The sequence below is a fragment of the Pseudomonas sp. LjRoot277 genome, assembly GCF_964253845.1.
GTDB lineage: Bacteria > Pseudomonadota > Gammaproteobacteria > Pseudomonadales > Pseudomonadaceae > Aquipseudomonas.
The window spans coordinates 2,138,631-2,157,932 of sequence record NZ_CAXURI020000001.1 but is presented as its reverse complement, the minus strand read 5'-3'; the positions used below and the strand labels follow the sequence as shown (position 1 = coordinate 2,157,932).

General features: G+C 59.7%; 14 protein-coding genes and 1 other RNA gene. 3 read left to right on the top strand and 12 right to left on the bottom strand.

The features are described from left to right. Positions 1–9 precede the first annotated feature (9 nt). Complete coding sequence (locus ACSQ87_RS10155; protein ID WP_008146813.1) at positions 10–558, top strand: adenine phosphoribosyltransferase; 549 nt, start codon at positions 10–12, stop codon at positions 556–558. A gap of 130 nt (positions 559–688) precedes the next feature. On the opposite strand, the gene ACSQ87_RS10150 is transcribed toward ACSQ87_RS10155, so the two are convergent. The 5 genes from ACSQ87_RS10150 to dnaX all read right to left on the bottom strand — a co-directional run bounded on the left by ACSQ87_RS10150 (position 689) and on the right by dnaX (position 6,469). Then, on the bottom strand, positions 689–1,837 hold the full coding sequence (locus tag ACSQ87_RS10150) for an acyl-CoA dehydrogenase family protein (protein WP_436273589.1): 1,149 nt from the start codon (positions 1,835–1,837) through the stop codon (positions 689–691). 182 nt (positions 1,838–2,019) lie between these two features. Continuing rightward, positions 2,020–2,622: a recombination mediator RecR gene (gene recR, locus ACSQ87_RS10145; RefSeq protein WP_033055661.1), complete on the bottom strand. Its 603-nt coding sequence runs from the start codon at positions 2,620–2,622 to the stop codon at positions 2,020–2,022. A 65-nt stretch (positions 2,623–2,687) separates the two neighbouring features. Continuing rightward, positions 2,688–3,722, bottom strand: a complete 1,035-nt coding sequence (locus ACSQ87_RS10140; protein ID WP_223432121.1) for an NADP-dependent oxidoreductase — start codon at positions 3,720–3,722, stop codon at positions 2,688–2,690. A 265-nt stretch (positions 3,723–3,987) separates the two neighbouring features. After that, on the bottom strand, positions 3,988–4,326 hold the full coding sequence (locus tag ACSQ87_RS10135; RefSeq protein WP_008028561.1) for a YbaB/EbfC family nucleoid-associated protein: 339 nt from the start codon (positions 4,324–4,326) through the stop codon (positions 3,988–3,990). Between the two features lie 67 nt (positions 4,327–4,393). Continuing rightward, on the bottom strand, positions 4,394–6,469 hold the full coding sequence (dnaX, locus tag ACSQ87_RS10130) for a DNA polymerase III subunit gamma/tau (RefSeq protein WP_223432122.1): 2,076 nt from the start codon (positions 6,467–6,469) through the stop codon (positions 4,394–4,396). A gap of 144 nt (positions 6,470–6,613) precedes the next feature. Here dnaX and ACSQ87_RS10125 point away from each other — a divergent pair, with 144 nt between their 5' ends. Then, positions 6,614–7,363 (top strand): substrate-binding periplasmic protein, encoded by a 750-nt coding sequence (locus ACSQ87_RS10125; protein WP_223432123.1) that lies wholly within the window; start codon positions 6,614–6,616, stop codon positions 7,361–7,363. A 55-nt stretch (positions 7,364–7,418) separates the two neighbouring features. Here ACSQ87_RS10125 and ACSQ87_RS10120 read toward each other — a convergent pair whose 3' ends face one another. Continuing rightward, the gene (locus tag ACSQ87_RS10120; RefSeq protein ID WP_223432124.1) at positions 7,419–9,119 is read right to left on the bottom strand and encodes a putative bifunctional diguanylate cyclase/phosphodiesterase; all 1,701 of its coding nucleotides are present in this window, start codon (positions 9,117–9,119) and stop codon (positions 7,419–7,421) included. A 283-nt stretch (positions 9,120–9,402) separates the two neighbouring features. Here ACSQ87_RS10120 and ACSQ87_RS10115 point away from each other — a divergent pair, with 283 nt between their 5' ends. Then, positions 9,403–9,717: a helix-turn-helix domain-containing protein gene (locus ACSQ87_RS10115; protein WP_008146799.1), complete on the top strand. Its 315-nt coding sequence runs from the start codon at positions 9,403–9,405 to the stop codon at positions 9,715–9,717. A 182-nt stretch (positions 9,718–9,899) separates the two neighbouring features. On the opposite strand, the gene ffs is transcribed toward ACSQ87_RS10115, so the two are convergent. The 6 genes from ffs to ACSQ87_RS10085 all read right to left on the bottom strand — a co-directional run bounded on the left by ffs (position 9,900) and on the right by ACSQ87_RS10085 (position 19,192). Beyond that, positions 9,900–9,996, bottom strand: an RNA gene (gene ffs / locus ACSQ87_RS10110) — signal recognition particle sRNA small type. A 147-nt stretch (positions 9,997–10,143) separates the two neighbouring features. Further along, positions 10,144–11,307: a zinc-binding metallopeptidase family protein gene (locus tag ACSQ87_RS10105; protein WP_223432125.1), complete on the bottom strand. Its 1,164-nt coding sequence runs from the start codon at positions 11,305–11,307 to the stop codon at positions 10,144–10,146. A gap of 172 nt (positions 11,308–11,479) precedes the next feature. After that, a complete protein-coding gene (gene ligA, locus ACSQ87_RS10100; protein ID WP_223432126.1) occupies positions 11,480–13,837 on the bottom strand; it encodes an NAD-dependent DNA ligase LigA in 2,358 nt (785 codons plus the stop codon). A 91-nt stretch (positions 13,838–13,928) separates the two neighbouring features. Then, positions 13,929–14,783, bottom strand: a complete 855-nt coding sequence (zipA, locus tag ACSQ87_RS10095; protein ID WP_056744244.1) for a cell division protein ZipA — start codon at positions 14,781–14,783, stop codon at positions 13,929–13,931. Between the two features lie 258 nt (positions 14,784–15,041). Then, the gene (gene smc, locus ACSQ87_RS10090) at positions 15,042–18,530 is read right to left on the bottom strand and encodes a chromosome segregation protein SMC (protein WP_223432127.1); all 3,489 of its coding nucleotides are present in this window, start codon (positions 18,528–18,530) and stop codon (positions 15,042–15,044) included. Between the two features lie 2 nt (positions 18,531–18,532). After that, positions 18,533–19,192, bottom strand: a complete 660-nt coding sequence (locus ACSQ87_RS10085) for a GntR family transcriptional regulator (protein ID WP_046047881.1) — start codon at positions 19,190–19,192, stop codon at positions 18,533–18,535. Between the last annotated feature and the right edge of the window lie 110 nt (positions 19,193–19,302).

Here is a 19,302-nt window from a genome sequence, read left to right as displayed (position 1 = left end):
CACCCGACGATGGTCTTCGACTCCTTCGACATCAAATCCCTCATCCGCCCTGTGATCGACTTTCCCAAGCCGGGCGTGATCTTTCGCGATATTACCCCACTGTTCCAGTCGCCCACGGCCCTGCGCCTGGTGATGGACAGCTTCGCCCATCGTTATGTCGAGGCTGATTTCACCCACATCGGTGCGATGGACGCTCGCGGCTTTCTGATCGGTTCGGTCCTGGCCTATCAGCTGAACAAGCCGCTGGTGCTGTTCCGCAAGCAAGGCAAACTGCCGGCCGACGTACTGGCCGAGGGTTATGCGACCGAATACGGCGAAGCCTTCCTCGAAGTCCACGCCGACAGCCTGTGCGAGGGCGATTCGGTGGTGATGTTCGATGACCTGATCGCCACGGGCGGGACGCTGATTGCGGCGGCGAACCTGGTTCGGCGCATGGGCGCGCGGGTTCATGAAGCGGCGGCGATCATTGATTTGCCAGAGTTGGGCGGATCGCAGCGTTTGGAAGATATGGGGATTCCGACGTTCTGCCTGACGCAGTTTGCATTGTCTGATAAGTAACGCGGCGTCTGCACCGACGCCTTCGCGAGCAAGCCCGCTCCCACATTAGAACCGCGTCCGCCTGGACAACTTGATTAAATGTGGGAGCGGGCTTGCTCGCGAATGGCAGCACCACCTATCTCAATGTCTGTTAGAGCCCCATCTGCTTGCTGATGATCTCGTTCATCACTTCTCGCGTACCGCCGCCGATCGACAAGATCCGGTTATCGCGATACAGCCGCTCCACCAGGCTCTCGCGCATATAACCGAGGCCACCCAAAATCTGCACCGCATCCGTGGTAATCCGATCAGCCGTGTCAGTCGCAAAATTCTTGGCCATGGAAATCTCCTTGATCACACTCTGCCCCGCCGCCATTTTCGCCGCTTGGCGGTAGGTGAACTCCCGTGACACCTCCAGCGCCGTCGCCATTTCAGCAAGGCGATGCTTGAGCACCTGAAACTTGCCGATGGGTTTACCGAAGGCTTCACGCTGACGAGCCCATTTCAGACTCTCTTCCAGCGCCAGTTGCGCGGTCATGTTGGCCATTAACGCCAGCGCCAGGCGCTCGCTCTGGAAGTTGCCCATGATGCAGGCAAAGCCCATGTTTTCAGCACCAATCAGATTGCCTACCGGCACCCGGCAATCGTCGAAGAACAGTTCGGCAGTGTCCGACGCCCACCAACCCATTTTCTTCAACTGACGGCCGACCGTAAAACCGGGCGTGCCCTTCTCGATCAACAGCAGGCTGATGCCAGCGAATCCCGGTGCACCGGTACGCACCGCGACGGTGTAGAAATCCGCGCGGACGCCGCTGGTGATAAAGGTTTTACTGCCGCTGACCCGGTAGAAGTCGCCGTCAAGCACGGCGCGGGTTTGCAGGTTGGCGACGTCGGAGCCACCGCTGGGCTCGGTCACGGCCAGGGCGCTGATCTTCTCGCCGGCAAGCACTTGCGGCACAACGCGATCGCGGACTTCAGCCCTGGCCCACTTGAGGATCGGCGGCAGGCCGATGTCCAGCGAGCCGAGCCCCGCCACCAAGCCGCCGGAACCACAGCGCATCAGCTCTTCGCTGGCGGCGACCTTGGCGAACAGATCACCTTCATGGCTGCCACCCAGGGCTTCGGGATAACCGATCCCCAGAATCCCCGCCGCGCCGGCCTTGAGGTAGAGCTCGCGGGGAAAGCTTTCGGCTTCTTCCCACTGGTCGATGTCCGGCAAGATCTCGCGCTCGACGAAGCGTCTGACGCTGTCGCGGACCAATTGGTGGCTGGGGTCGAAGTATTCCTGAAAGGCAGGCATCGGCGAGCTCCACTGAAGGTTCAGCGAACTTACCGAGCGCTTGCTTGGTTTTCAAGAGGCTGGTGTGAATCAGGGAGACCGAGGCGCGCCATTCGCGAGCAAGCCCGCTCCCACATTTGATCTCCAGCGTATACAAATCAAATGTGGGAACGGGCTTGCTCGCGAAGGCGTCAGTTCAAGCACTACAAGGCAATAGGCTTACGCCCGGCAAACGAATGCGCCAACGTCCCGCCGTCCACCAGCTCCAGCTCGCCACCCAATGGCACGCCGTGGGCGATGCGCGAGGCGATCAGGCCTTTGTTGCTGAGCAACTGGGCGATGTAGTGCGCCGTGGCTTCACCTTCCACGGTCGGGTTGGTCGCGAGAATGACTTCAGTGAACGTGCCCGCCTCTTCGATCCGCGCCAGCAGTTGCGGAATACCGATGGCCTCAGGCCCGAGTCCGTCGAGTGGCGACAGATGGCCCTTGAGCACAAAGTAGCGACCACGGAAGCCGGTCTGCTCCACCGCGTAGACGTCCATTGGCCCTTCCACCACGCAGAGCAAGGTGTCGTCGCGACGGGTATCGGCGCATTGCGGGCAGAGGTCGTCTTCGGTCAGCGTGCGGCACAACCGGCAATGACCCACCCCTTCCATGGCCTGGCTCAGTGCCAGGGCCAATCGCGAGCCGCCGCTGCGATCACGCTCGAGCAGCTGCAACGCCATGCGTTGGGCAGTTTTCTGACCCACACCTGGCAAAATTCGCAGGGCGTCGATCAGTTGGCGAATCAAAGGGCTGAAGCTCATGGGGAAAAGTCCGACAAAACAACGAGACGCGGTTTATACCCGCGCCTCTGTTTAGCGTCAATTACTCAGTCCTGCGCGACCCGCACAACCAGTTTGCCGAAGTTGCGTCCTTCCAGCAGACCGATGAACGCTTCAGGTGCCTGCTCCAGGCCATCGATCACGTCTTCACGGAACTTCACCTTGCCGTCGCGCACCCACGGCGCCATGGCGCTGACGAATTCCGGCTGACGATCACCGTAGTCGTCGAACACGATGAAGCCCTGGATTCGCACACGTTTGGTCAGTAGCGTGCGCTGCAATTGCGGCAGACGATCCGGGCCGGTCGGTGCTTCGTGAGCGTTGTAGGACGCGATCAGACCGCAGAGGGGGATTCGCGCCTTGGGATTGAGCAATGGCAGCACGGCATCGAACACCTTGCCGCCGACATTTTCGTAATAGATGTCGATGCCCTCGGAGCACGCCTTGGCCAATTCATCGGCGAAGTTCGGGCTCTTGTGATCGATGCAGGCATCAAAACCCAGCTCATCGACCACATAACGACACTTGTCCGCGCCACCGGCCACACCGACCACGCGCAAGCCCTTGATCTTCGCCACCTGGCCGACCACCGAACCCACGGCGCCGGATGCAGCCGCAACCACCAGGGTTTCGCCGGCCTTGGGCTGGCCGATATCCATCAGCCCCATATACGCAGTCATGCCGGGCATACCCAACACGCCCAGCGCCATTGATGGGCTCGGTAGCCCGGACGGCACCGGAATGATGTCGCGACCGTCGCTGATGCTGTGGCTCTGCCAACCGGTAGAACCGACCACCACATCACCTTCTTGAAACTTCGGATTCAGCGAGCGCTCGACCCGGCTGACAGCGCCACCGGTCATCACCTCGCCGATTTCAACCGGTGCGGCGTAGGACGGCGCGTCGCTCATGCGTCCGCGCATGTAGGAATCGAGTGACAGGTAAAGAGTCTTTAGCAGCACCTGACCGTCGGCCAGGTCCGGCAGGGCAACGCGCTCCAGGCGGAAATCCTCCGGCGTCGGCGCGCCTACCGGGCGGGATGCCAGGACGATACGTTGGTTGAGGGTCAATGCTTGTGGCATGTGAGCTTCTCCTTCTGATCGATGAATTCGGCGGTATGGAGAGCAGACCTTTATGCAGGTGTCGCGTTCGATGTTACTTCAGCAGGACCGAGTCGACTTCTTCGCGAGCAAGCCCGCTCCCACATTAGAACTCGGTCGAATAATGTGGGAGCGGGCTTGCTCGCGAAGGCGGTCTGACAAGCACCGCATGTCTACCTGCCAGAAACAAAAATGCCAGGCGCGATGCCTGGCATTTTTTGTAACCCATCCGAAGCGCTTTAGCGAATCAGAATGGCAGTTTCATACCCGGTGGCAGTTGCATGCCAGCGGTCATGCCGGACATTTTGTCCTGGCTGTTGGCTTCGATCTTGCGCACGGCATCGTTGACGGCGGCGGCGAACACAGCCTCCAGCATCTCTTTGTCGTCTTCGCTCAAGCCTTCGACCAGGCTTGGATCGATGGTCACGCGCTTGACGTCGTGACGACCGGTCATCACCACAGTGACCATATCGCCACCGGCTTTACCGGTGACTTCGGCGTTGGCCAGTTCTTCCTGCATCTTGGCCATTTTTTCCTGCATCTGCTGTGCCTGCTTCATCAGGCCGGCCATGCCACCTTTCATCATGGGAATCACCTCAAAAGTACTTGGATAAAAACAGCGCCCGGCCCTTTCGGCCGAACGCCTTCAGTTATTAGCCCTGAGTGACCAGGGTCTCGACAGGTTCAATAGTATCGTTACGGACCACCGCACCGAACTGCTGCATCATTTGCTGGATGAACGGATCACCGTGGATCGACTCTTCGGCCTCGCGCTGACGGTTCGCGCGGCGACGGGACGCGGCCTGGGCCGGAGTTTCCTGCTCGGGCTTGATCAACTCCATGCGCAGAGTCAGCGTACGCCCGTGAAACTGGTTCAACGCATCGTTCAAGCGACGCTGTTGAGTCGCGTTGAACAACGCGCTGTGGGCCGGGTCCAGGTGCATCAGCCAATTGTCACCCTCGACGGCGATCAGCGTGCAGTTGGCGGCAATGCTGCCGGTCATGCCGGAGATCGGCAGTTTCGGGAACAGCTCCAGCCATTGCGCCGCCAGACCGGTGGCCGGCATGGCGGCCGGTTCAGGTTCGGCTTCCGGCGCTGGCTCGGCGGTGTGTTCGCTGGCCAGTTCATCGAGGTAGCTGTAGGCCGATTCCATGTCCGGCTCGATGTAGTCCTCGTCCAGCGGCGGCTCGTCGTCCAGGTCCATGCCCGGAGTGGCGGCATCGACTTCGGCCACCGACGGCTCCGGAATCGGCGCAGCGGCCCACTCCGGTGCATCCGGTACCACGCTGTCGGGGGGCGGCAATGGCATCGGCGCCAATTCGGGTTGTTCGCTGGCGATTTCCAGCACCGGCTCGACGGCGGGTTGCTGAACGACTTCGGGTTCTATCGGGTCGTTCCAGGGCAAATCGACGACGGCTTCGACCGCTACCGCCTCAACGACAGGCTCGGGCGCAACGACGGGCGCAACCGGTTCAGGCTCGGGCGCTTGCACTGGAGCAACCACCGGCGCAGGCGCGACGGGTGCAACTGCCGCAGCGACTACCGGCGCAACAACGGGCGCGGCAGCCACTGAATTTGCGGAATCAACTGTGGCCTGGCTGATCCCCACTGGCTTTAGCGGTTGCCTCGGAGCGTCCGCGGTGTCTGCCGGGCGGAACGCGAGCATCCGCAGCAAGACCATTTCGAAGCCACCGCGCGGGTCAGGCGCCAGCGGCAAGTCGCGGCGACCGATCAGGCCCATCTGGTAATAAAACTGCACGTCTTCTGCCGGCAAGGCCTGGGCCAGTGCCAGCACCCGGTCACGGTCGCCATGACCGTTGTCGACGCCTTCAGGCAGGGCCTGGGCGATGGCGACACGGTGCAGCACGTTGAGAATTTCCGAGAGCACGCCGTTCCAGTCCGGGCCTTGTTCGGCCAGATGACGGACGGCTTCGAGCAAGGCCTTGGCGTCGCCTTCGATCAGCGCATGCAGAACGTCGTAGACCTGACCGTGATCGAGCGTGCCGAGCATCGCCCGTACGTCGGCGGCCATGACTTTGCCTTCACCGAAGGCAATCGCCTGGTCAGTCAGGCTCATGGCGTCGCGCATCGAACCGTCGGCAGCACGGCCCAGCAGCCACAGTGCATCATCTTCGAACGGCACGTTCTCGACACCCAGCACATGGGTCAAATGCTCGACCACACGCTCCGGCGTCATGTTCTTCAGAGAGAACTGCAGGCACCGCGAAAGAATGGTTGCAGGAAGTTTCTGCGGATCGGTGGTCGCCAGGATGAACTTGACGTAGGGCGGCGGCTCTTCAAGGGTTTTCAACAGCGCATTGAAGGAATGGCTGGAGAGCATGTGCACTTCGTCGATCAGGTAGACCTTGAAGCGCCCGCGGCTCGGCGCGTACTGCACGTTATCGAGCAGTTCGCGGGTGTCTTCGACCTTGGTCCGGCTCGCGGCGTCGATCTCGATCAGGTCGACAAAGCGGCCCTCATCGATCTCGCGGCACACCGAACATTCGCCGCAAGGCGTTGAAGTGATACCTGTTTCACAGTTCAGGCATTTGGCGATGATCCGCGCGATGGTGGTCTTGCCGACCCCGCGGGTACCGGTAAACAGATAGGCGTGGTGCAGCCGCTGGCTGTCCAAGGCATTGATCAGAGCCTTGAGCACATGGGTCTGGCCGACCATTTCGCGGAACGAGCGCGGACGCCATTTACGTGCAAGAACCTGATAACTCATCGAAAACCGTCGCAACGAAGGAACAGAAGCGGCTAATGCTATCGGAGCAAGGCCAAAATTGCATCCGGTGCGCTCGTCTAATCTGGCTAAGATGGTCTTTGGGGGGCTTTTATCGGCTCGGGTTTTATCAGCACCGGAGCGTTTATGCGGCGGGTCTTGGGGGCACTGCTGTTGATCAGCCTGAATGTCGCTGGCGCCGAGCCGCCATTGCGCTTCGTGGTGCCTGACAGTTGGGCGATGCCGATGGTGCAACTGGAACGCGGCCGCCCCACCCAAGGCATCCTGCACGACGTGATGGTCAGCCTCGCGACCCAGGTCGGCGTGCCGGCCGAATTTCACGTGCTGCCTCGCACGCGAGTGCAAAACGCCATGGAGCACGGCGAAGTCGATATCCGCTGCTATGCGGCGCAGTCCTGGCAGCCGAATCAGTCCGGGGATTACATCTGGAGCATTCCACTCTGGTTTCAGCGCGACATGCTGATCAGCCGGGCAGATCCGCTGACCTCAGTGACGCCTGCGGACTTGTCGCGACAATCCATCGGAACGGTACTCGGCTACAGCTACCCGACCCTGCAACCGCTGTTCGACGCCGACCGACTGCATCGCGAAGACGCGCGCAACCAGGAACAGGTGCTGGAAAAACTCCTGGCCGGACGCTATCACTACGCCGTGAGCAATCAATGGACGCTGGACTGGTTCAATCAGCGCCTGCTGCCTGGCCGGCAACTGCAAGGCGTGGCGGTTTTGCAGGAACAGAGTGTCGGCTGCTATATCCGCAACGATCCCAAGGTGCCCGTGGAGCGCATTTTGCGCACCTTGGTGCAAATGAAAATGTCCGGGGAAATCGACGACATTATCCGGCTCTACATTGGTTCGGAGCCCAGCACACCCTAAGCGATTCCTCTGATCAACACCGAACCCATGTGGGAGCGGTGTCGATCACAAAACTTCAGACAACCTGATCCAGCACCTGCCATTGCGGCGGTGCGACAAAACCCTCGACCCAGCCCGCCACCTCTGCGGGCGGCATCGGTCGGGCAATGAAATGGCCTTGAGCAACTTCGCAGCCCAGGCGCAGCAGCAATTCACCGTGCTCGATACTTTCCAGCCCTTCGGCGATCACCTGCCGACCAAAGGCCCGAGCCAGGCCAATGACCGCCATGGTCAGGGCCAGATCATCACGATCATTAAGGATGTCGCGTACGAACGACTTGTCGATCTTGATGGTTTGGGTTTGCAAACGCTTGAGGTAGCTCAGGGACGAATAACCGGTGCCGAAGTCCCCCAGTGAAAACTGCACCCCCAGCGCCTGACAGGCCTGTAAACAGACACTGACATGCTGAATGTTCTCGATCGCCACCGACTCGACGATTTCCAGATCGAGCATCTGCGGGGCCACCTGGGCATGCCGGGCGAGCACGTGTTTGAGCCGGTCGACGAAATCCGCGCGCTGAAAATGTCGTGCCGCAATATTAATGCTGACCGGCCAGCCCCGCCCCGCTTGCTGCCAATGGTGCAACTGCGACAGGACCTGATCCATCACCCATTCACCAATGTCGATGATCAGGTCCGTTTCTTCCACCAGCGGCAAAAACTCCCGGGCCGGCACCATGCCGTGTTGCGGATGCTCCCAACGTAACAACGCCTCGAAGCCGACAACCTCGCCACGACGCATGTTCACCTTGGGCTGGAAATGCACACGCAACTCACCGGCAGCCAGCGCCTGGCGCACTCGCGCGACCGTCTGGTGAGTGGCCTTGACCTCCTGATCCCGGGACACGTCGAACAAATGGAAACGATTGCGACCGCTTTGTTTCGCCACATACATGGCCTGATCGGCATGACGCAACAAGGTTTCGGCATCTTGATTGTCGTGGGGGAACAGGGTGACGCCGATACTGGCAAACACATTGATGCTCTTGCCATGCAACGAGTACGGCGCCGAAATGGCGCCGAGCACCCGGTTCAACGCCGCACGCAGCTCCGGCAGATCCCGCACGTAACGCAATACCAGCACAAACTCGTCACCGGCCAAACGTGCCACCACATCTTCACCGCGCACAATGGTGCGCAAACGCTTGGCCACCTCGACCAACAGCAGATCGCCACTGGCATGCCCGTAGCCATCGTTGACCGCCTTGAAGCCGTCGAGGTCGAGCATGCATACCGCCAGCGGGATGTTTTCGTGACGGGAGAACTCCAGCGCCTGATCCAGCAAATCCGAGAGGAACGCGCGATTTGGCAGCCCGGTCAGCACGTCATGCCCCACCCGCCATTGCAGTGAATGCAGCAATTGGTGTTTTTCGCTGATGTCGAAACGAATCGAAAGATAACGGTCAATCCGCCCGGTGGCATTATCGAGCACCGGCACCATGGTGCTGTCGACCCAATACAGGCTGCCGTCCTTGGCGCGATTACAAATCTCGCCTTTCCAGACCTTGCCCAAGGCGATGGTGCGCCACATAGCTGCGAAGAAATCGGCGGAGTGCAGACCCGAGTTGAGGAGACGATGATTCTGTCCGAGCAGTTCTTCGCGGCTATAGCCGGACACGGCACAGAACTGATCGTTGACGTGGGTGATCCGGCCGCTCAGATCGGTCTCGGAAAAAATCGCGGCGGCATCCACGGCCCTGCGGTATTTCTCATCCATGAGTCAGGCTCGCTTTGGCTAGCGGTGATACCGCTCGACCAGCGCAGAATGCCCGGAAGAGGTGTTTTTACAGGTAATGCGCAGCAACACGATATCACTCCATGAACAGTGTTTGATGGCCTCCTGACAGCAGAGATCAACTAACCTTAAAGGCCCCAAATGCCCATTTTGAGCGGCAATTCTACGAAATGCATCACATTTTGCAAAGCAAGGTGATGGATCATGCAGTTGTCTAATGCAAAGATCTATCGTTAAGTTCTTGATTCTAAATGGGAATTAAGCGATGCAAATTTCAAGTTTGGGTGCGGCCATTCGGCGCTACCGCAAGGTCGCTGGGCTTACTCAGGCTGAACTCGGTGAAAAAACCGGTTTTGACCCCAAAACCATCAGCCGCTTCGAAACCGGCACCTACACCCCCAGCGTGGAAGCCTTGTTCCTGTTTGCCGATGTGCTGGGTGTGAAGCTGAAAGCCTTTTTCGCAGATTTAGGCGATGAAGATGAACAGCGGGCGTATCTGTTCGGTGTCATACATAAAGCCACCCCGAAGGATCTGGGAAAGCTGATTGCAGCGGTTGACCAGGCCTTGTCCAAGCCTTAGCGCCAGAAATAAAAAAGGAGGCCGAGCTGTCGCATTCGACAGCTAGGCCTCCTTTTATGTGTTCGCTCGGAAAACCGGGAACGAAAAAACACCGCCCTGGACAAGATCCGTGGCAGAGCAACAAGAATGTATTTTTTAGACAGATAACGCGAGAGAGGACTCGCGGTGCGTTATGGAGGCAACCCCACCAGCCACACCCCGGCACACAATGTTCCCGCTGTGGCTGCTTCCTTCCGGATCTGACCAGGTTCACGGGTAATCGTTGCGGGGGGACCGATGGGGTCACCATAACGACGCCCGCCTGACGGCGAGCCGCGCCATTGTACCTATCTGAGACGAAGTTACAACCGTTCGGGCGGATTAAAAAATATGTGCTGCTTCAAGGACATGCAGAGCCCTGGAAAAGATCGCAGCCTGCGGTAGCGCCTACCCCTGCAACACCTCATCCGCCCGGCCGCCCTCTTGCTGGATCACCAGGTGGATGAAGTGCAACTTGGCGATCACTGCCGGCGGCAGGACGAACGGATAGAAATCCGGCTGCCCCATGCTGCGCGACAACTCATTAAGCATGCCAGCCAGTTCGATCCACGCATTGACGAACGACAGGAACGCCGCCCCGCCGGGATGCTGTGGATCGTAGAGGGTGCTTGGGGGAAACGGCTGATAGTCGAAGTCCATCTCCCTGGCACTCATCCCGAACCCCAATGCCGTATCCACCGCGTCCATCATGTGCAGGTAGTGAGCCCAGGTTTCGGCCCAATCCTCCCACGGATGCATGGTCGCGTAGGCGCTGACGCAATGTTGCTGCCAGTCGAGCGGTGCGCCTTGCTGGTAATGCCGCTCGAGGGCATCGGCATAGCTGGCGCGCTCGTCGCCGAACAGGCCGCGGAACGGTTCCAGCCAATGGCTGTTGGCGATCAGCCGATCCCAGTAGTAATGCCCGACTTCATGACGAAAATGCCCGAGCAGCGTGCGATAAGGTTCGTGCATCTGCACCCGAATTTGCTCGCGATGAGCGTCGTCGGCTTCTTTGATATCGAGGGTGATCAGACCGTTGGCGTGACCAGTGGTCGGCGGTTTGCCTTCGAGGTCGACACCGATGAAATCGAAAGCCAGCCCCGTCTCTTCGTCCACGGTTTTGGGAATCACTTGTAAACCCAGGCTGACCAACTGTGCGACCAGACGCCGCTTGGCCGTTTCGACCTTGCGCCAGCGTTCGTGGTTTTCGGCAATCGACAGGTCGGGGATGGTGTGGTTCAGGCTACAGGCGATGCATAACGCATTGTGGTCATTGGCGGGCAACAGCCAATTGCAAGCGGCTGGGGAATCGAGGTTGGCGCAGCGGCGAAAGACACCGGTCTCGGGATCGGCGTCGAGCAACCAGGTATCAGCCTGCACGCCGGGCTGCAGCGACGATAGACGACTCTGCTCAGGTTGATAACCCAACGCCGCCGAACACGCCAGGCACTGGCTGTTGCGAAAAAACAGCGACTGCCCGCAGCGGCACTGCCAGACCTTGCTGTTACGCGAGCTTTCGCCGATGAAGGGCGCGGCGATGCGTGAGCTGAGCTGTTCGAAGAAGCGGTACATGACGATCTCTCCCTGAGTCTTGCCAAGACTAGATCATTGCCGCGCGAAGATCGTTCCCGCTTTTAGCGCAACGGCAACTATCGCCTTCGCGAGCAAGCCCGCTCCCACATTCGACCGCATTCCTTTGGGAGAACCGGGTTAAATGTGGGAGCGGGCTTGCTCGCGAATGGCATCACACCGAAATATTGTGCTTACTCAGAAACTCGACAAAAGCCTCTTCATCCAGAACCTTCAACCCCAGCTCATTGGCCTTCGCCAGTTTGGAACCTGCACCCGGCCCAGCGACCACACAATGGGTCTTGGCCGATACCGAGCCCGCCACCTTGGCACCGAGGCTTTCAAGTTTGTCTTTGGCGATGTCGCGGCTCATCAACTCCAGCGAACCGGTCAGCACCCAGGTCTGCCCGGCCAGCGGCAAGCCTTCAACGACTTTCTTCTCGCTCTGCCAGTGCATGCCGAAATCACGCAGCTGTTTCTCGGCGGCTTCAGCAATTTGACGATGTTGCGCAACCGCAAAGAACTCCCGAACCGAAGTAGCCTGCTTCTCCGGCAGCGCCTGACGCATATCCAGCCAGTCGGCGTTGAAAACCCCTTCAAGCGAACCAAACTTGTCCGCCAGCTTCTGCGCCCCACCCGGCCCCACCGAAGGAATGTGCAGCTTGTCGAGGAAGCCACCCAACGTAGTACTGGCAGCAAACTCGGCGCCCAACTCGCCCTGATCCTGAATCTGCAGGCCGTGCTTGAGCAGATCCTTGATCACCTGCTGGTTATGCGCATCTTCAAAGAAACTGTGAATCTCGTGAGCCACTTCCAGGCCGACATCCGGCAAATACGTGAGCACTTGCGGCAACGCCTGCTGAACCCGCTCCAGCGAGCCGAGAGAACGCGCCAGCACCTTCGCCGTCTCTTCGCCGACATCGGGAATCCCGAGGGCGTAGATGAAGCGCGCCAGGCTCGGCTTCTTGCTGTCTTCGATGGCGCTGAGCAGGTTCTTGCTCGACAGTTCGGCAAAACCTTCGAGGTCAACGATCTGCTCGAACGTCAGGGCGAAAAGATCGGCTGGCGAATTCACCAGACCTTCATCCACCAACTGCTCGACGCTCTTCTCACCCAGGCCTTCGATGTCCATGGCGCGACGGGAGACGAAGTGAATGATTGCCTGCTTGAGTTGCGCACCGCAGGCCAGACGACCGACGCAGCGGTACACCGCGCCTTCGCTGACGGTCTCGCGACCTTTGCTGCGCTTGACCAGTTGCGTGCGCTCGACATGCGAGCCGCAGACTGGGCACTTCTCAGGAATCTGCACGGCTCGCGCGGTTTCCGGGCGACGCTCCATGACCACCTGCACCACTTGCGGAATCACGTCGCCTGCGCGGCGGATGATCACGGTGTCGCCGATCATCAGACCCAGACGCGCCACTTCGTCCATGTTGTGCAGCGTCGCATTGGCCACGGTCACGCCGGCCACCTTGACCGGTTTCAAGCGCGCCACGGGCGTCACCGCACCGGTACGACCGACCTGGAATTCCACGTCGAGCAATTCAGTGAGTTCTTCCATCGCCGGGAATTTATGCGCGATCGCCCAGCGCGGTTCACGAGCACGGAAGCCCAGCTCACGCTGAGAGGCAATGCTGTTGACCTTGAACACCACGCCGTCAATTTCGTAGGGCAGCGAATTTCGGCGCTCACCGATGTCACGGTAATAATCCAGGCATTCAACGATGCCGTGAGCCAGTTTCAGCTCATGACTGATCGGCATGCCCCAAGCCTTGAGTTGCTTGAGATTGCCAATGTGCGTATCAGCAATGTCGGTCGAAATCTGACCGATGCCATAGCAGCAGAACTCCAGCGGACGGTTGGCGGTGATCTTCGAATCGAGCTGGCGCAAGCTGCCGGCCGCCGCGTTGCGCGGGTTAGCGAAGGTCTTGCCGCCGACTTCCAGCTGCGTGGCGTTGAGTCGTTCGAATCCGGCCTTGGACATGAACACTTCGCCGCGTACTTCCAGGGTCGCTGGCCAGCCGGTACCGTGCAGCTTGAGCGGAATGTTGCGCACGGTACGCACGTTGACGCTGATGTCTTCGCCGGTGGTGCCGTCGCCGCGAGTCGCGCCGCGCACCAGCACGCCGTCCTGATACAGCAAGCTGACCGCCAGGCCATCAAGCTTGGGTTCGCAGCTGTATTCCACGACCGCGCCGCCGCCGAACAAGTCGCCAACCGGCAGGTCGAGACCTTCCGTTACCCGGCGATCGAACTCGCGCATGTCGGTTTCTTCGAAGGCGTTGCCGAGGCTGAGCATCGGCACTTCGTGACGCACCTGAGTGAACGCCGACAGTGCCGCACTGCCGACGCGCTGGGTTGGCGAGTCGCTGGTGATCAGTTCGGGATGGGCCGCTTCGAGGGCCTTGAGCTCGTGGAACAACCGATCGTATTCGGCGTCCGGAATGCTCGGCTCGTCCAGCACGTGGTAGCGATAGTTGTGCTGATCCAGCTCAGCACGCAGCTCTAGAATGCGGTTTTTGGCGGCGGTCATGGGTGTTCTCTCATAAAGCAAAAGAGCAGCCGAGGCTGCTCAATCTATTTTGCTGATCGTCCCGCGCGCGGCGCGGCAACAACCTTTTGAATCAACGCTTCTGGGTCAAGGCGCGACGTTCGAACTCAACGATGCGCTGACGGTAATGCTCGATCGTCTGGGCAGTCAGAACGCTGCGCTGGTCGTCTTTCAGTTCGCCGTTCAGCTCCTGGGACAGTTTACGCGCCGCGGCCACCATCACGTCGAAGGCTTGCTTCGGATGACGCGGGCCTGGCAGACCGAGGAAGAAGCTCACTGCCGGTGTGCTGAAGTGGTCGATGTCGTCCAGATCGAAGACGCCCGGCTTGACCGCATTGGCCATCGAGAACAGGACTTCGCCGTTGCCGGCCATGCTTTCGTGGCGGTGGAAAATGTCCATCTCGCCGAAACGCAGACCGCTTTCCAGAATGTTCTGCAACAGCGCCGGGCCTTTGAAGCCGGCAGCGTCGCGGCAGATCACGCTGATCACCAGCACTTCTTCGGCTTGCGGTTGTTCCTTGTCGCTGGTCGAACTCGAAGCCTTGGTGTCATCCGGAAAATCGTCGTCACGGCTGCTGAAGCTCGGGCCGCCGTCCAGATCCAGACTGAGGTTCATGTCGCCTTGCGAAGGCTCGCCATGGCCACGCTTGCCGCGCTTGGAACCCGACTCACGCGGCTCACGAGCAGGCATGCTCACCGACGGCAGATCGTGCTCGTCCAGTTGCGGCTCTTTATGCGTATCCAGCACACGGGGCGGGCCCAACAGCTCGGCGCTGGTGTCCTCGTCCGGCAAGTTGGACAAACTTCGGTCGAGACGGAATTTCAGTTTCCCCTTGCCGCCGCGCATGCGACGCCAGCCATCGAAAAGAATACCGGCAATGACAATAATGCCGATGACGATCAGCCACTCGCGCAGACCGATTTCCATGTAATCCCGTGCCTCTATAAAAAATGCTGAAAAATAAGAGGTTTACAACTCGTAAACCGCTTTAAAACGTGGCGCCAACTCTATGTTCTGACAGGCGTTTTGCCCACGTATACGAAAAATTGACATTAAACTAGCACGACCAAAGGCAACTTTACACCGTCTGTCACAACGGCTTGCGCGAATATGTCGATTGGCCAGCAAGTCAGGACAGGTAAATAAGTCCTACAACTCAAAAATACCTCTCCTACAAGCGCCGACTCAGGCATCCACCATCGCCATCGCCTCCTCGACATCCACTGCCACCAGACGCGAACAACCCGGCTCGTGCATCGTCACCCCCATCAGTTGCTCGGCCATTTCCATGGCGATCTTGTTGTGGGTGATATAGATGAACTGCACCGTCTGCGACATCTCTTTGACCAGCCGTGCGTAGCGTCCAACGTTAGCGTCATCCAATGGCGCGTCAACTTCATCGAGCATGCAGAACGGCGCCGGATTCAACTTGAAGATGGCAAAAACCAGAGCCAGGGCCGTCAGGGCTTTTTCGCCACCGGAGAGCAAATGGATGGTGCTGTTCTTCTTTCCTGGCGGCTGCGCCATGATCGTTACCCCTGTATCGAGTAGATCTTCGCCCGTCAGTTCCAAATACGCGCGGCCTCCACCGAAAACTTTTGGGAAAAGGGCCTGTAAACCGCCATTGATCTGATCAAAGGTATCTTTGAAACGGTTTCGGGTTTCCTTGTCGATCTTGCGAATCACGTTTTCGAGCGTATCCAGCGCCTCGACCAGATCGTCGTTCTGCGCATCCAGATAACGTTTACGCTCGGATTGTTGCTGGTATTCGTCGATGGCCGCCAGGTTGATCGCACCGAGACGCTGAATCCGCGCGGCAATGCGCTCGAGCTCTTCTTCGGCGTCCTTTTCATTGGCTTCAGCCGTCAGCGTGGCGAGCACGCCATGCAGATCGTAGCCGTCTTCGAGCAACTGATCTTCGAGCGTCTTGCGGCGCACGGTCAGGGCTTGCCATTCCATGCGCTGGGTTTCCATCTGCCCACGAATCAACTGCGATTGCTGCTCGGCCTGGTTGCGACGTTTTTCCGCGTCGCGCAGTTCACGGTCGGCGTCTTCCAGAGCGATCTGCGCAGTCTTGAGTTCTTCGTCGACGGTCATGCGCTTGTCGAGCAACTCTTCAAGTTTGAGGCGCAACTCTTCCAGCGGCGCCTCGCCCTCCTCCAGGTTGAGACTCAGCTGTTCGCGCTTCTCGGTCAGGCGCTCGGACTGCATTTCCAGACGCTCCAGCGCCTGACGCGTCGAGTCGTGCTGGGCCTTGAGCGAACCCAGACGCACTGCCAGTTGATGCGCATGATCCTTGTGCTGCCGGGCTTCCTGCCGCACCCGATCAAGTCGCTCGCGCAAGCTGTCGCGCTGGGCCAGCAGCAACTCGCGCTGCTCGGTGTCCAGCGCCATGCTGTCGAGGGCTTCCTGCAATTGCAGACGCGCCTCGCCGATATTTTCGTGTTCCAGAGCGCGTTGCTCAGCCAATTCGGTGAGTTCTTCGTCCAGTCGTGTACGGCGCAAGGTCAGTTGTTCGGCCTTGGCTTTGCCGGCGGACAATTGAGCTTTCAACTCACCTTGCTGACGCGCTTCGTCTTGCAGCAGACGGCGCAGATGTTCGCGACCGTTTTCCTGCTGACGCTGCTGCGCCCTGAGATTCTGAAGTTGGGTTTCCAGGGTTTCAACCGTGGCTTCGCGCTCTTCGCGCTCAAGGCCCAGACGCTGGATTTCCTGACCACGAGCGAGCACACCGCTTTCCGCTTCGCTGGCCCGGCGCACGCGCAAAAAGTGTCGACCGACCCAGTAACCATCGCGACTGATCAGACTCTCACCAGCAGCCAATTGACCACGCAAGGCCAAAGCCTGTTCGAGGCTGTCGACCGGTTTAACCTGCCCCAACCATGGCGCCAGATCGATCTGCGCTTCAACTTTATCGAGCAAGCTGCCGGGCACGCGCACGCCATCACTGGCGGGGCTGAGCAAACGCAAATCGCCCTGGGCAAAACCGGCCAGATCGAAATCGCCGAAGTCATCCACCAACACCGCTTGCAGGTCGGCGCCGAGCACGGTTTCCACCGCCAGCTCCCAACCTGCCTCGACTTTCAGGCCTTCGGCCAGACGTGGACGGTCCGCCAAATGCTGTTCGCGCAGCCATTCAGCGGTGCCCGTGCCGGGATCGAGAGCGGCTTGCTGCAAGGCTTCAAGGGAGGCGAGGCGACCATTCAGACGCTGCAAATCGCCCTGAGCCTGTTGCTGATTTTGCAGCGCTAATTGCAATTCCTGACGCAGTTGCTCAAGGCGTTCGACCTGGGCTTCTTCACTGGCCTGTAAATCTTCCAGCGTCGCTTCACTCGCGGCCAATTGCTCGCTGAGTTCCATGATCGCCGCGTCTTCCGGGTCTGCCGAGAGCAACGCTCGCTCTTCGCCGAGACGCTTTTGACGATCGGCCAGGCGCTCCATGCTGGTTTCCAGCTGCTGGATCCGCGACTGCTGAACTTCGGATTGGCGACGCGGCTCGGCGGCCGTCAGGTTGAAGGTGTCCCACTGCTCTTGCCAGGCGTGCATGGTGGTTTCGGAGTCTTCCAGCGCGGCGGCGGCCTCTTCGGCGGCGGCGCTGGTGACTTCCTGTTCGGGGGTGAGCATGTCCAGCTCTTCGCCCAGCGTCAGCAGCAAGGTGCGGTCGTGACCCAGGTGAGATTCGGTTTCCAGACGTGCGCGTTCGGCTTCTTTCAGGTCGTCCTGCAATTGGCGCAAACGCTGCTGACCGTGCTGAATACTCTGCTCGACCCGGGCGATGTCGCCGCCGACCGAATAGAAGCGCCCCTGCACCAGATTGAAGCGTTCGGACAGGTCGTGGTGCCCGTCACGCAAGCGTTCGATAGCTGCATCGGCATTGCGCTGCTCGGCGACCAGCGCTTCGAAGGTGACTTCCTGATTGCCGATGATTGCTTCGCGCTGACCGACCTGTTCATTCAACGCCTGCCAGCGCAGAGCCGACAGCTGGGCCTTGAGCTGACGCTCCTCGCCCTTGTATTCCTGATACTTCTTCGCGGCCTCGGCCTGGCGGTACAAGCGTTCAAGCTGACGCTCGAGTTCTTCGCGCAGGTCGGTCAAGCGGGCCAGGTTCTCGTGGGTGCGGCGGATGCGGTTTTCAGTCTCGCGCCGGCGCTCCTTGTACTTGGAGATGCCTGCCGCTTCTTCAATGAAGTTGCGCAAATCTTCCGGCTTGGACTCGATCAGCTTGGAGATCATCCCCTGCTCGATAATCGAATAGCTGCGCGGGCCCAGGCCTGTACCCAGAAAGATATCGGTGATATCGCGACGGCGGCACTTGGTGCCGTTGAGGTAGTAAGTGGTCTGGCTGTCGCGGGTCACTTTGCGACGAATGGAAATTTCCGCGTAGGCCGCGTATTCGCCGAGCAGGGTGCCGTCGGAGTTATCGAACACCAGCTCGATGCTCGCCTGACTCACCGGTTTACGGCTGGTCGAGCCGTTGAAGATGACGTCGGTCATCGACTCGCCGCGCAGGTTCTTGGCCGAACTCTCGCCCATCACCCAACGCACGGCGTCGATGATGTTCGACTTGCCGCAACCATTGGGCCCGACCACTGCCGCCATGTTACTGGGGAAGTTCACCGTGGTCGGGTCGACAAAGGATTTGAACCCTGCCAGTTTGATGCACTTTAGCCGCACGCTTAAGCGTCCGTCAGGGCAGAAACCACCAGATCACTGCTGCGCTGGGCATACGCCGTCAGCACAATGCGGATCTGCGGAAAATCACGGGCCAGCACGGCGGCGAGCAAGCGTTCGAACAACTCCAGGAACTCGCTCATCGAGGCCTTGCGCTGTTCCAGGGCGAGGAAATACGCGCGGCTCATGGCCGGCTGCAGATTCTCGACGGTTTCCTGCAAGTACGGATTGTTGGCGAACGGATACGCGGCGCGCATCACACTGAAGCTGTCGTCGACAAAGGTGCGAATGTCCTGACGCTCGTAACTGGCGGTCAGACGCTGCTGGATTTGCACGAACGGCGCCATGTCGGCCTGGACTTGCCAGCCGCTGGCCACTGCATTGCCCAGCAGAATGTAAAGCTCACTCATCAGCGTGCACAGGCTCTGGACCTTGTGAACCGTGAGTTCGGTCACGTGGGCGCCACGTCGCGGCAGGATCGCGATCAGGTGGCGGCGCTCGAGGATCAGCAAGGCTTCACGGACCGAACCGCGGCTGACATTGAGGGCCAGCGTGACCTTCTGTTCCTGGATGCGCTCCCCGGGCTTCATTTCGCCACGAATGATGCGTTCGGCGAGGTGGTGAGCAATTTGCTCGGCGAGGCTGTCCGGCGCCTTGAACGTCATGGTTGTCCTTCAAACTCTTCGATCTGCACAAGCGGCGCAGTGTAGCGCACATGAAGGGTCATGGCGGAGTGCCCACTCGGCGGTTTTTGGCACGATTCAAGCAAAAAGCA